Source organism: Pantoea sp. X-Soil-OKNW-556, assembly GCF_059730695.1.
The window spans coordinates 553,389-567,419 of sequence record NZ_AP035990.1 but is presented as its reverse complement, the minus strand read 5'-3'; the positions used below and the strand labels follow the sequence as shown (position 1 = coordinate 567,419).

Sequence of the window (14,031 nt, the reverse complement as noted above, 5' to 3'; positions counted from 1 at the left end):
TAGGAAATTCAATCCGGATTATGAAGCAAGGTTTGCAACTCAGGCTCAGCCAACAGCTGGCGATGACACCCCAGTTGCAGCAGGCAATTCGCTTGCTGCAACTCTCTACGCTTGAACTCCAGCAGGAATTACAACTGGCGCTGGAAAGCAACCCATTGCTCGAACAATCAGAACTCCATGAAGAAGTAGACGCACGCGAATATCAGGAAAGCGAAGCCCTCGACACCCGCGAGGCGCTGGAACAGAAGGACATGCCGGAAGAGCTGCCGCTCGATGCAACCTGGGATGAAATCTACACCGCCGGAACGCCTTCCGGTACGGGTACCGATTACCAGGATGATGAGCTGCCGGTCTATCAGGGCGAAACCACGCAGTCGTTGCAGGATTATCTGATGTGGCAGGTTGAGCTGACACCGTTCACCGATACCGACCGCGCCATTGCGACTTCGATTGTCGATGCCATTGACGACACCGGTTATCTCACCGTGACGCTCCAGGATATTTGCGACAGCATCGGTGATGAAGAACTGACGCTGGAAGAAGTGGAAGCGGTATTGAAACGCGTACAGCGTTTTGATCCGGTCGGCGTTGGCGCACGCGATTTGCGTGATTGCCTGCTGGTGCAGCTGTCCCAATATGCCGCCGATACGCCGATGCTGGCGGAAGCACGGTTGATTGTGAGCGATCATCTCGATCTGCTGGCCAATCACGATTTCCGTAGCCTGATGCGCATGACGCGTCTGAAAGAAGATGTGCTGAAAGAGGCAATGTTGCTGATTCAGTCGCTTGATCCGCGCCCAGGTCAGTCGGTCAACACCAGCGAGCCTGAGTATGTCATCCCGGATGTACTGGTACGCAAGGTCGGCACCCGCTGGACAGTTGAGCTAAATGCCGACAGCGTACCGCGTCTCAAAATTAATCAGCACTACGCTGCGATGGGCGGTGCGGCGCGTAATGACAGCGACAGCCAGTTTATCCGCAGCAATTTACAGGAAGCCAAATGGCTGATTAAGAGCCTGGAGAGCCGTAACGACACGCTGCTGAAAGTGACTCGCTGTATTGTCGAGCAGCAGCAGGCGTTTTTTGAACAGGGCGAGGAGTACATGCGTCCGATGGTGCTGGCGGATATCGCCCAGGCCGTGGATATGCATGAATCCACCATTTCCCGTGTTACCACGCAGAAGTACTTGCATAGCCCGCGTGGCATCTTTGAACTGAAATATTTTTTCTCCAGTCATGTGAATACCGAAGGTGGCGGCGAAGCCTCCTCGACGGCAATACGTGCGTTGGTGAAAAAATTGATCTCTGCGGAAAATCCCGCAAAACCCTTGAGCGACAGCAAACTGACCTCCATGTTATCTGAACAGGGCATCATGGTGGCCCGCCGTACGGTTGCTAAGTATCGCGAGTCTTTGTCCATCCCGCCCTCGAATCAGCGCAAGCAGCTGGTTTGAATGTATTGAGAAGGAAGACCTATGCAAATAAACCTTACCGGACTGAATGTAGAGATTACCGAGCCGCTGCGCGAATTTGTAAATAGCAAATTTGCCAAACTGGAACACTATTTTGATCGGATTAATCAGGTCTATATTGTTCTGAAAGTGGAAAAGGTAACGCAGATTGCTGATGCAACACTGCATGTGAACGGCGGTGAATTGCACGCGACATCGGAAGCGGAAGACATGTACGCGGCGATTGACGGATTGATCGACAAGCTTTCCCGTCAGTTGACCAAACATAAAGATAAACTGAAAAAACACTAACCTTCACGCTTGCAGAGTACTGATAGGTTCGGTACTCAGAGCACAGAATGGGGCGGGCTGACCGCCCCGTTTTGTCATCTGCGCAAGCGCCAACAGGAGACACTGCATTTTTCCCGTGATAAGGGGTAAAGTGGGTGATCCTCGCGGCTATGTGAACTCGCAAGTGAAACGATGATGAACAACGATCTGACACTGGAATTGAGCTCGGTCCTTACGCTGGACTGCACCCGCAGCGGCGTACACTGCCAGAGTAAAAAACGTGCGCTGGAAATAATCAGCGAACTGGCAGCCAAACAGCTCAATCTGCCTCACCAGACGCTTTTCGAAGCGATCCTCACCCGTGAACGCATGGGCAGTACCGGTATTGGCAATGGTATTGCCATTCCACATGGCAAACTGGAGGAGGACACGCTGCGCGCCGTAGGCGTGTTCATTAGCCTCGATCAACCTATCGCTTTTGATGCGGTGGATAACCAGCCTGTGGACCTGCTGTTTGCGCTACTGGTGCCCGCAGACCAGTGTAAAACCCATCTGCATACATTATCGCTGGTGGCAAAACGTCTGGCAGATAAAACCGTCTGTCGCCGTCTGCGCGCTGCGCAGAGCGATGAAGAACTCTATGCCATTATCACAGAAGCGCAGGAAGACCACCCTTAAGCGACAGATACTTTTACCGGCCAATGCGCCGGTTTAAAACGGGAGAAATGTGATGGTGCTGATGATCGTTAGCGGTCGGTCAGGCTCAGGAAAATCAGTCGCGTTGCGTGCGCTTGAGGACATGGGGTTTTACTGTGTCGATAACCTGCCAGTGGTATTGCTGCCAGAACTGGCCAATACCTTAAGCGAACGCAACATCTCTGCTGCCGTCAGTATCGACGTGCGCAATATGCCGGAATCACCGGAGATTTTCGAAACCGCGCTTAACAACCTGCCGGACTCGTTTTCGCCACAGTTGCTGTTCCTCGACGCCGATCGCAACACGCTGATCCGTCGCTACAGCGACACACGCCGCCTGCATCCACTCTCCAGTAAGAATTTGTCACTGGAAAGCGCGATTGATGAGGAGAGCGACCTGCTTGAACCACTGCGTTCACGGGCTGACCTGATCATTGATACCTCCGAGATGTCGGTGCATGAGTTGGCTGAAATGCTTCGCACCCGTCTGCTGGGTAAACGCGAACGCGAGCTAACGATGGTGTTTGAATCCTTTGGCTTCAAGCATGGCATTCCGATTGATGCCGATTATGTGTTTGATGTGCGTTTTCTGCCTAACCCACACTGGGACCCAAAACTGCGTCCGATGACCGGCCTTGATCGCCCGGTGGCCGCGTTCCTCGACCGGCATACTGAAGTGCACAACTTTATCTATCAGACACGCAGCTACCTTGAATTGTGGCTCCCCATGCTGGAAACCAATAATCGTAGCTATCTCACTGTCGCAATCGGTTGTACCGGTGGTAAGCATCGTTCGGTCTATATCGCCGAACAACTGGCCGACTATTTCCGTTCGCGCGGTAAAAATGTGCAATCCCGTCATCGCACCCTGGAAAAACGCAAATCATGACCGTGAAGCAAACCGTTGAGATTCGTAATAAATTGGGCATGCATGCGCGCCCGGCGATGAAGTTGTTTGAACTGGTGCAAAGTTTCGACGCAGAAGTGCTGCTGCGTAATGAAGCAGGAACGGAAGCGGAAGCCAGCAGCGTAATTGCGCTGCTGATGCTGGATTCCGCCAAAGGCGGCCATATTGAGATTGAAGCCAGCGGCCCGGAAGAAACCCAGGCGCTGGCAGCGGTAATTGAATTGTTTGAAGCCGGTTTTGATGAGGATTAACCGCTTCAGTGCAATTTGTAGCGGTTAAGGAAACCTTCCCCACCCAGTTGCCGCATCTGGCGCATAATCCATTGCTGTCTCTGACGGATGTAACCTGAAGGGGCGTCGGCGCGAAAACGGATCGGATTAGGCAATACCGCCGCCAGCAGCGCCGCTTCTGCCATAGTCAGGCGACTGGCGGGTTTATGAAAATAGCGCTGGGATGCCTCTTCTACCCCAAACACACCGTTGCCAAATTCGGCGATATTCAGATAGACCGTAAGAATGCGTCGCTTGGTCCAGACCGTTTCGATTCCTACCGTCAATCCCGCTTCCAGCCCTTTACGAACCCAACTGCGTCCATCCCACAAAAACAGGTTTTTCGCGGTTTGTTGCGATAGCGTCGAAGCACCACGCATCCGTTCATCACCCTCGTTATCCAGCACCGACTGAATCGCGGCAACGTCAAATCCCCAGTGTTCTGGAAATTTTTGATCTTCTGAGGCAATGACCGCCAGCGCCATCCACGGTGAGATCTCATCCATGCTGACCCAATCCGAATGCGCCACATAGCCAAAATTGCCGTGCAGCCAGGCACCCAGCTGTCGTTCAACCATCACTGCGGAAAAAGGCACCGGCAAGAAGGAAAATAGCAAAATCCCTGCCAGCCAAATACCCAGCCAGGCGAGAAGAAATTTTGCGATCCACACTTTTACACGTTGCCAAAGTTTCCCTTTATTCTTAGCCATCAAATTATCTCTTACCTGTTCCCTGTATTAATCAATCACCAAGGTCACCATAGCATTCGATGATAGTCGAATACGAAGAATCGCTGCCTGACCAGTTGATTTATCGAACAAATTCATTGCCTGCGCAACCATCGTTCCTTTAATAGAGCCAAATACATCAAGCACTTCCGCTATGAAGGAATCGGTTCCATGCTTAAATACTCATCGGAAAAGTTGCTGACAGACACTTCATTAAATGTGATCAAGATCACGCAAATTGGTTCACGATACTTAACATTGAAATTTCACAGTGGTTGATCCCTCTCATTGATTATTGAGAGCATTCCGAAAAAAATGTGTAAATTATCCGCAAGGGCTTTGCGCTATCTTCGAATTATGGTTAAGCAATTTGCCTACTTTTTGGTTTACATCCATCGTTAAAACCTGAATCTGGAACTTTCTATCGATGGTTTCCAAAACGTTTTGGATAACCCGCGCCACCAACCGTGTTTCATGCCATATTTCATGCATTTACTACGAAAAAAAGCGAATTTTTCCTGACCAGGCGACTTTCGTCGCACTTGCCGGGTTTTTACGTCACTTCAGCGAGTTAAAACCCGACCAAAAACAGAACGACTGGTCAAAATTAATGCAATGAGTCAAAGAAATTGATTCCTTGCTTGACTGTGTCAGCAAATTAATGTTTTCTGTATTTAAACGCTGCTCAACATCACACAATTTAATGAATCTTGTCACAAGTGGTGACGAATTTGCTAAGGTGGTTTTGAAGCGTTAACCAATACCACGCTGTTGCTCAGGATAGACCTCAAATAATAGCAGCAGCGCCATTTTCCCTGGTGTTGGCGCAGTATTCGCGCACCCCGGTTTCGACTGGGGTCATTTTTTTCTGGTCCTTGTTACTTTTCCCGCGCTGCAACCCATTCACGTAAGACATTCACGTCATGCTGCCATTCTTGTTTTAATTCGTCGATCCACTCCTGAACGTTGTCCCACCACGCAGGCAATTCGGGTGACTGGATCTGTTTGGCCAGCTTTTGCAGATGCAGCAAACCGACCGAACCCGCTGCACCTTTGATTTTGTGACCCTCTTCGGCAATGCCTTTCTGGTCGCGCGCCATCATGTTCGAATCAAGCACGTCGAGATAGCCTGGCATCATCTTTTCAAACATCGTCAGGCTTTGCGTAATCAACCCAGGCCCCACCAGCTCGATATACTGTTCCAGCATGGGCACATCCAGCAGCGTCCGGTTTTTCTCTTCTGACGGTTCAGCCATCGGGGTGTCGGTTTCCGTCTGATAATCCCAGAACTTTTTAATCATCGCGGTCAGTGCAGGGACGGCCAGTGGTTTGCTCAGCACATCATCCATACCGGCATCCAGATACTCTTTTTTATCTTTCAGCACGTTGGCGGTCAGAGCCACTAACGGTGGCAGCATCTCTCCGGCGTGTCGCTGATGAATGGCACGCGACACATCAAGGCCGGTCATATCCGGTAACTGGATATCCAGCAGCACCAAATCAAACTCCTGCGGGTCGAACATCTCCAGCGCGGCGGTGCCGGTCATCGCCACCTCCACGCTACAACCGAGCTTCTCCAGCACCGAACGCGCCACAATCACGTTCAGTTCAATATCCTCAACCAACAGGACATGCAACGCCGGCAGTGGCATCGCATCGTCCAGATTGTCGTCCTCAACCTCTTCCGCGACCCGTGGTGCCTTGATCTCGACGGTGAAGCAGGAACCCTGCCCCTGAACGCTACGTACCGTGATATCGCCGCCCATCGCCTGTGCCAGACGACGTGATACTGCCAGTCCAATCCCCGTGCCCGTGGCGGGTTTACCACCATGCTGATCTTTCACCTGATAATACATGGCGAAGATTTTGTCCTGTTCCTCTTGTGGGATCCCCATGCCGGAGTCTTCCACCTCAAAATGCAGCGTCTCATCCTGGTGATAGGCAACGCGCACCACGATCTCGCCCTGCTGGGTAAATTTCACCGCGTTACCAATCAAATTCCACAGGATCTGCCGCAGTCGGGTGCCATCCGCCGAAATTTTATGGGGCAGCGGCAGTTCAGGCGACATGACAAACTTTAGCCCTTTCGGCTGTGCCAGCAGACCAGAGAGGTTTTCCAGGTCCGCCAGGAAGCCGGTAAAGTCGAGCGGTTGGTTATCGAGTTGCACTTTACGTCGCTCGATTTTGTCCACCTCAATCACATCATTAAAGATGTTGCCCAGGGTGATGGCGGAGACGTGAATGGTTTTCAGGTACTTCAACTGCTCCTGATTGAGGTCGGTATCCAACAGAATGCGGCTCAGGCCAACAATGCCGTTAAGCGGCGTACGCAGCTCGTGGCTGATAGTTGAGATAAAGGTGGTTTTCTCACGGCTGGCGTTCTCCAGCGCGTCCTGATAGCGCTTACGCTCGGTAATATCACGTCCAAAGCCCATCAGACCACTGCGTTTCCCAACGCGGTCGTAATAAGGCACTTTACGGATTTCGAAACAGGCTTTACGCCCATCGGGATATTGCAGCCACTGTTCGTAAGTCAGGGAGACATTGTGCCGGAATACTTTTTCATCCGTTTCCAGCACCTTGGTTGCGGCATCTTCGTCGTAAATATCGCGCGGCGTCAGGCCAATGAGCTGTTTCTCACTCAATCCGGTCAGCAGTTCCATCGCCCGGTTACACCCGGAGAATTGCTTGTCGATATTGCGGTAGAACACCAGGTCCGGTGACGCATCAAGGAATGATCGCAGAAAGGAGGATTGCTGCTCCAGCTCAATCTGCGCCTGCTCACGCCGAGCCATCTCTTCGCGCAGCTTATCCATCACCTGCTCACGCGCCTGTTCGGCTTTAATACGGTCGGCAATCTCCTGATTGAGCTGGGTAATGGTTTCTTTCATCTGCTGATTCAGCTCAAGATCGCGCGTGCGCATCTCTTCCAGCTTATCCACCAGGCGGGAGAGACGCTGACGCGACTCTTCCAGTTGATCAACCACTACCGAGAGGAAATAGACCGCCCAGGGGGTAATCAGCAGACCAAAGAACACCGAACGCACCACATCAATGCTCTCAACATGACCGCGCAGGACCATAGTGACGGCCATCTGGACCACCATCGCCAGCACCACCAGTGCCGAAGCCAACAGTAGCGAAAAGCGTACCAGTCCCAGTTTGACCATTAAATCAACGTAGTACTGCGCTAAAAGACGAATCTGTTTCATTACCCGCTCCCTGAACGAAATCTGGCTCATGATAGCGCAATTATCCGCGCTCCGCGCTGGTTGCCCTTACCCAATCGCTGAGGTTATGCCCCGTTATGGTGCATTGCCGGACTATTTCGCCGACGTTCCCGCCATTATGCTGAAAGCGCTTGACTAATTCCGCCAACTGAATAATCTGGAGGGCCGCGCTTTTGCGGCCCATTTCTCAGCACCTCGTGCGAATCAATACCCTGGCAGCCATATCGTCCGATGGTTGCTGTTACTTTTTGCATATCCATTCAACTTAAGCGCTGTTTTAAGCACGCCTCTGATGATTAATTTTACTAATGACGACCCCTGGTCTGATTCAAATATGACGCCATAAGAAAAACAGATACATCCTGTGCACGAAGTGGTCCAAACAGCATTTTATGCTGAAAACATTTCCTTCCCCAGCATGGTGCAGAGATTTGATGGCTGCACCACAGTGAGACGGCTCACACTTCCTGCGGGATTACGCGGGGGTACATCGTCAACTTTTTCACCAAATTAATAATAAAAATCATCAAGTTAAGCGACAAAAAAGCATATTACCCTCAATAAAGCTGGCTATTTGACCTGAGTACGCTTTCCCGATAAGTTGGAATTCCGCTGGATGCTTTCCTGTCGGGCCAGTGTCTCGGCATATCTATGCAGCAAGAAGACTCCCTCTAGATGCAAGTTATCTCCAGTTAAGAGACCCGGATTAAAGAGCAGCTCATCAAGGACGTCCATACTATGTCTTGAGAGGAATTGCTCGGTGTTGCGACGCCCGCTCATTGCCGAGCGGAGCAGAAATTGATACAGCGCCTGTGAGCTGACTCAGCAGTGCTCTGTACTTGAAATAATGCAGGTAATGTCAAAAGCAGTTTAAGGAGACCTCAATGTCCACTCAAAAACCTAATCCCTATGGCTTGTATGATCCAACAGCGGGCAGTGATAGCTGTGGTGTAGGTTTCATTACCCGTAAGGACGGCGAGCAGACTCATGAGATCCTGCAAATGGCACACAGTGCCCTGTGCACCGTGCCGCACCGTGGCGGGATGTCAGCTGAAGGCGTGGGCGATGGCGCAGGCGTCAACGTCGACCTTTCTCTGCACTTCTTCCGGAAAATCACCGGTCAGCCGCTGGAAGCGGGCCGTTTTGGCGTGGGTAACTTCTTCGTTCCGAAAGATGCCGAACTGCGTGCCAACGCCGAGCGTCTGGTGGAAGAAACGCTGGCCGCCTATAACTTCCCGGTGCTGGTAAAACGCGACATGCCTCTGGACGGTAGCGTAACGCGCCCTGCCGCCCTGCAATTCCAGCTGCCGATTGTGCAGTGGGTGTTTGCTGCGCCACAGGACATCACCAGCCAGAACGAATTTGAGCAACGCATCTATCGTGCGCTGCTGGACATTGAAGCGCAGGCCTTTACTGAAAGCGAATTTGGCGGTCTGTATCCGCTGTCGCTCTCCTCGCGCACTCAGGTATTTAAAGCACGCCTGAACTCCAACGAAGTGATCCCATACTTCAAAGATTTGACCGACCCGGACCATCAGGTGCGTGGGTTGTTCTTCCATACCCGTTTCTCCACCAACACCGACCCGCACACCACGATGGCGCAACCGTTCCGTCTGATGGCGCATAACGGTGAATTGAACACAGACCGTAAAAACCGCATTGCCGAATCAGCGCTGGCGCTGGCACGCGGCAAAAAAATTGTGCGTCCGAAAGGCCAGTCAGACAGCTCACGTCTCGACCAGAGCATCCACAGCCGCCTGATGGAAGATAATCTCGACCTGATCAATGCCGTCGTCTCCATGATGCCGCCAGCATGGGAGAACGATACATCGCTCTCCACTGAAGTGCGCGCCATGCTGGAATACTTCTCATTGTATGAAGAGAAGAACGATGGCCCGGCAGCACTGATCTTCGGTAACGGCGAAGTGATCGGCGCACGTCTGGACCGCCTCGGCCTGCGTCCTCTGCGTTCTGTGGAAACGGCTGAATATATCGGTGCTATGTCCGAAGCGGGCCAGATTGCCTTCCCGCCAGAAAGCGTACTGCGTCGTGGCCGTATCGAAGCGGGCGGCATGCTGTATTACGATCACCGTGAAAAACGCTCTTACACCACCGTAGAAGCACTGGAAAAACTGGCGACTGAGAAAGATTACCCTGCCCTGCTGAGCGCGGCGCGTGTCGACCTGAAAGAACTGCCCGAGATCCCGGCAGAAAAACTGGGTTCACCGCTGCGTTATGGTGGCGACCTCAAAACCTATCAGCGTTTTGTGGCCTACTACTACAACCAGGAAAGCTTCAAATTCATGATGGACCCGATGCTGCAAACCGGCGCTGAGAAAATCTCTGCGATGGGTTACGGCAATGCCATCAACGGCTTGTCCGATCATGAAGGCGGCATGGCGCACTACTTCTCGCAGCGCTTTGCGCAGGTGACGAACCCACCGCTCGATTCTATCCGTGAAGCGGATGGCATGACGCTGCGCGTGGCTCTGGGTGCCAAACCGCATCTGGGTCGCAGCAAAGGCCAACAGATCATCGTTCCGACGCCTATCCTGACGCACCTCGACATGCTGCGTCTGCGTGAGCAGAAAGTTGCGCCTTATCAGCGTTTTGAGATGCTGTACGAGCCGGTAATCGGTAAAGATATCGTCAGCCGTGCAGCCAACGCTGCCGCACTGGAAAAAGCCATCGACGATCTGGCTCAGAAGGTCGTGGACTTTGCTCGTCAGCAGGGCGGAATCGCGGTGCTGACTGACCGCCATATCTCCTCTACCCATGCGGCGATCCCGATGTTGTTGATGGTATCCGCCATCAACCAGCGTCTGGTGCAGGAAGGCCTGCGTCTGGATGTCTCGCTGGTGGTCGAAAGTGGTCAGAGCATCTCCTCTCACCACATTGCCGCAGCACTCGGCTTCGGTGCCTCCGCTATTTATCCGCTCGGCGTGCAAATGCGTGCTGAAGAGAAATTCGGCGAAGGTGAAGAAGGCAACAAAGCCTTTAAACGCTATGCCAAAGCCGCAGAAAAAGCGCTGATGAAAACCATGGGCAAAGTGGGCCTGTGTACCGTGGAAAGCTACAGCTGTGGTGAATTCTTCGAACCGAACTTCCTCGATACCGAAGATCCGGTGCTGAAGAAATATTTCCCGAATATCAAAACCCCGGTTGGCGGTGCAGGCTTCCCGGCTATCGCCCAAATGGCGGTGGACTGGCATCAAAGCGCGCTGAAAATCCAGGGTGAAGCGGAAGTCCCGTTACTCGGCCTGTTTAAAGAGCGCGCCGAGGGTGCCGGTCACTCCTATGGCACCATCGCTGTCCGTACCTTTATTGATATGACGGAACAGCCGATTCGCTTTGCGGACAAAGCCCGCGAAGAGGACAACTTTATCCGTCTGATGACGCTGGCGAAACTGGACAACGCATTCAACATCAAAGCAGAAGCGTTCAAAGACAGCAGCTTCGAACGTATCCCGAATGATGTCATCGACAGCTTTACCATCACGCCGGATTACCGCCAGTTCTCCAGCCTGATGTATGCCGAGCGTAAACGTCGTCCGGCGGCGCTGCGTGATATCCTCGCGCTGCCATGTGATTTGACCCACGTCGACAGCGAAGCAGAGTTTGGTCGCAAACTGGGCCGCTACTCGCTGGTGAACAATGGCTTCGCCACCCGTGGTCTGCAATGCGAAGCGGTTAATGGCAGCCTGAACCAGTTTACGCTGCGTCTGGTTGATGCCATTGCCGGTCTGAAACCAGAAAGCGAGCGTCTGGCTGCGCTGGCGCGTGCGCTGAAAACCCGTTTTGCCGATGAAATCGAAAAAAGCGAAGTCGTGAATGGCGCGCTGAGTGTCACCGCTTACGGTAAAGCGGCTGACTACCTGTCACGCATCTTCACCGCGCTGCCTTCGCTGCCGCTGGAAGAGATTCAGCCTGCACACGAAATCACCCGTACCTTTGCCTCTGGCGCGATGAGCCACGGCGCACTGGTCGCCCCGGCGCATGAAGCCGTCGCACACGGCACCAACATGGTGGGCGGGATGAGTAACTGCGGTGAAGGTGGTGAACACTATTCACGTCACGGCACCATCCGCGCCTCACGCATCAAGCAGTTGGCATCTGGTCGCTTCGGCGTCTGGGCGGCTTACCTCGCCGATCCGATGCTGGAAGAGCTGGAGATCAAAATTGGCCAGGGGGCAAAACCAGGCGAAGGCGGTCAGTTACCGGCACCGAAAGTTACGGTAGAAATTGCCGCAGCACGCGGCGGTACACCGGGTGTGGAGCTGGTTTCTCCACCGCCGCATCACGACACTTATTCTATCGAAGATTTGGCACAGCTGATTCACGACTGTAAAGCCGCACGCGTGCGCGTCATCGTTAAACTGGTGTCTTCCGAAGGTATCGGCACCATCGCGGTTGGCGTAGCGAAAGCCGGTGCTGACGTCATTAACGTCGCCGGTAATACCGGTGGTACTGGTGCGGCATCGGTTACCAGCCTGAAATACACCGGCCGCGTGGCGGAAATCGGCATCGCCGAGGTGCATCAGGCGCTGTGTGCCAACGGCCTGCGTGACAAAGTACAACTGCGTTGCTCTGGCGCGCAGCAAACCGGCAGCGACGTGATCAAATCCGCCCTGCTCGGTGGCGACAGCTTCGAGTTCGGTACGACCGCGCTGATGATGCTGAAATGCGTAATGGCGAAAAACTGTAACGTCAAATGCCCGGCCGGTCTGACGACCAACGCCGAAGCCTTTGATGGCGATCCGCGTCAGTTGGCCCAGTACTTCATCAACGTGGCACAGGAAGTACGTGAGTTCCTCGCTCGCCTCGGCCTGCGTTCACTGCGTGAAGCACGCGGCCGTTCAGATCTGCTGCACCTGATGGATCACCCGCTGGAAGTCGGCAAACTGGACCTGCGTGCCATGCTGACCGTCGTACCAGAGCAGAAAATCGCTAAACCCGTCTATCTGGAAAAAGATTTCGAACTGGACAACGGCTGGGTTGAAGAGCTGAAAGATCAGCTGGTCGCGAAAGGCAGTCGTGAGATCGCGCTTGGCGCAGGCATCACGCTGAACAACCGTAACAAGAGCATCGGTGGTCAGTTGGCCATTGATATCGAACGTATGCTGAACCATGAACTGTCAGCCGAACAAAAAGCCGCTATCCCGGCGGTGCTGAAAGATGACCGTGGCCGTCACTACCTGGCACCGGCCACCGTGCAGATCCAAACCTCCGGCTCTGCCGGTCAGTCGTTCGGTGCATTCTGCAACGACGGTATGCAAATGAAGCACTACGGCACCTGTAACGATGGCGTCGGTAAAGGTCAGTGTGGCGGCGAGTTGGTGGTGATGTCACCGGGCGGCGGCGCACAGGATAGCGATGGCAACGTACTGATCGGTAACTTTGCCCTGTTTGGTGCCACCGGTGGACGTCTGTTCGTACAAGGCCAGGCGGGTGACCGTTTCGCCGTACGTAACTCTGGCGCAACCGCCGTGGTTGAAGGCGTGGGTGACTTCTGCTGTGAATACATGACCAACGGTGCCATTCTCAACCTCGGTACTTTCGGTAAAGGCTTTGGTAATGGCATGAGCGGCGGCTTCGCCTACCAGTACGACCCGTACGGCTCACTGGCGGCACACGCCGCCGGAGACTCGGTGCTGTTTGGCTCCATCGCTGATGAAGACGAAATGGCGAAAGTGCACAAACAAGCGGTGCTGACCATGCTGAACTGGCATCTGGAAGCCACTAACTCACCGCGTGCCGCATGGTTGCTGGCAAACTGGGAAACCGAGTGCCACCACTTTGTGTATGTCATGCCACGTTCGCTGTTGCTCTATCAGGACGGTGGTGAGATTCTGAAGGCGAAATCGCGTAAGGATCTGCTGGAAGAACTGTCAACCTCGCTGGCTGCGCATCAGGTCGCGAAGTTCAAATCAGCCTGGCGTGCGGGCAAAACCATCGCTGATGGCGCAGTACCGGCTTACGGTGCTACCGATACGCTTGAAATGTTCGTGCTGCTCAACAACTATACCGTGCTGAGCTTCGCGCAGCAGTTGGCACTGAGCAAGCTGCCGAAAGGCACTTCAGTGGAAGACCCGGCGGTTGAGAAAGCGGTACGTAACCTGCTGATGACAGAAGATTTCTCGCTGGTAAGCAAGCTGCAACGTCATGCACGCTCTGCTATCGAGAACTACAACGATGATGAACTGGCGAGCCTGATCGCGTCCAAACGTATGTCGGATTACAAAGCCGCGCTGACGCAACGCAACATCCGTTCGATGGACAGCCTGGCTACCTATGGCTGGATCATCTATCAGGATGCCTGTAACCGTGAGGTGCTGGGTCATCTGCCTGATTTTGAAGAGTTGTTTGCCCGTGCGGCATTGCCAGAAATCGCGGCGGCTGTCGGAAAATTATCCTGATAGCTGAATCAACAGATTTGTGTATTACTGACTGAATATGAAC

The 14,031-nt window shown here is 53.3% G+C and carries 8 protein-coding genes; 6 read left to right on the top strand and 2 right to left on the bottom strand.

The window, feature by feature from the left end; genetic code table 11:
* The first annotated feature begins 20 nt into the window (after window positions 1-20).
* The 5 genes from rpoN (at window position 21) to npr (ending at window position 3,596) form a co-directional block, all read left to right on the top strand.
* A complete protein-coding gene (gene rpoN, locus AC6I8T_RS02485; RefSeq protein WP_021184239.1) occupies window positions 21-1,454 on the top strand; it encodes an RNA polymerase factor sigma-54 in 1,434 nt (477 codons plus the stop codon).
* Between the two features lie 21 nt (window positions 1,455-1,475).
* A complete protein-coding gene (hpf, locus tag AC6I8T_RS02480; RefSeq protein WP_013507656.1) occupies window positions 1,476-1,763 on the top strand; it encodes a ribosome hibernation promoting factor in 288 nt (95 codons plus the stop codon).
* Between the two features lie 174 nt (window positions 1,764-1,937).
* The gene (ptsN, locus tag AC6I8T_RS02475) at window positions 1,938-2,420 is read left to right on the top strand and encodes a PTS IIA-like nitrogen regulatory protein PtsN (RefSeq protein ID WP_200864665.1); all 483 of its coding nucleotides are present in this window, start codon (window positions 1,938-1,940) and stop codon (window positions 2,418-2,420) included.
* Window positions 2,421-2,472: 52 nt separating this feature from the next.
* On the top strand, window positions 2,473-3,327 hold the full coding sequence (gene rapZ / locus AC6I8T_RS02470; RefSeq protein WP_013507654.1) for an RNase adapter RapZ: 855 nt from the start codon (window positions 2,473-2,475) through the stop codon (window positions 3,325-3,327).
* Complete coding sequence (npr, locus tag AC6I8T_RS02465) at window positions 3,324-3,596, top strand: PTS phosphocarrier protein NPr (RefSeq protein WP_013507653.1); 273 nt, start codon at window positions 3,324-3,326, stop codon at window positions 3,594-3,596. Before rapZ ends, npr begins: the two co-directional genes overlap by 4 nt.
* A gap of 5 nt (window positions 3,597-3,601) precedes the next feature.
* On the opposite strand, the gene mtgA is transcribed toward npr, so the two are convergent.
* Both mtgA and arcB read right to left on the bottom strand, forming a co-directional pair.
* Window positions 3,602-4,324, bottom strand: coding sequence for a monofunctional biosynthetic peptidoglycan transglycosylase (mtgA, locus tag AC6I8T_RS02460; RefSeq protein WP_208724690.1), 723 nt, complete (start codon window positions 4,322-4,324; stop codon window positions 3,602-3,604).
* Window positions 4,325-5,220: 896 nt separating this feature from the next.
* Window positions 5,221-7,554 carry an aerobic respiration two-component sensor histidine kinase ArcB gene (gene arcB / locus AC6I8T_RS02455; RefSeq protein ID WP_208724689.1) on the bottom strand — a complete coding sequence of 778 codons (2,334 nt, stop codon included), beginning with the start codon at window positions 7,552-7,554 and terminating at the stop codon, window positions 5,221-5,223.
* 902 nt (window positions 7,555-8,456) lie between these two features.
* On the opposite strand from arcB, the gene AC6I8T_RS02450 reads away from it, so the two are divergent.
* A complete protein-coding gene (locus tag AC6I8T_RS02450; protein ID WP_497833475.1) occupies window positions 8,457-13,988 on the top strand; it encodes a glutamate synthase-related protein in 5,532 nt (1,843 codons plus the stop codon).
* Window positions 13,989-14,031: the final 43 nt, after the last annotated feature.

Coding starts and splice junctions, on each gene's coding strand:
- arcB (WP_208724689.1), bottom strand. CDS start 7,554: ATGAAACAGATTCGTCTTTTAGCGCAGTACTACGTTGATTTAATGGTC.
- rapZ (WP_013507654.1), top strand. CDS start 2,473: ATGGTGCTGATGATCGTTAGCGGTCGGTCAGGCTCAGGAAAATCAGTC.
- mtgA (WP_208724690.1), bottom strand. CDS start 4,324: ATGGCTAAGAATAAAGGGAAACTTTGGCAACGTGTAAAAGTGTGGATC.
- hpf (WP_013507656.1), top strand. CDS start 1,476: ATGCAAATAAACCTTACCGGACTGAATGTAGAGATTACCGAGCCGCTG.
- ptsN (WP_200864665.1), top strand. CDS start 1,938: ATGAACAACGATCTGACACTGGAATTGAGCTCGGTCCTTACGCTGGAC.
- AC6I8T_RS02450 (WP_497833475.1), top strand. CDS start 8,457: ATGTCCACTCAAAAACCTAATCCCTATGGCTTGTATGATCCAACAGCG.
- rpoN (WP_021184239.1), top strand. CDS start 21: ATGAAGCAAGGTTTGCAACTCAGGCTCAGCCAACAGCTGGCGATGACA.
- npr (WP_013507653.1), top strand. CDS start 3,324: ATGACCGTGAAGCAAACCGTTGAGATTCGTAATAAATTGGGCATGCAT.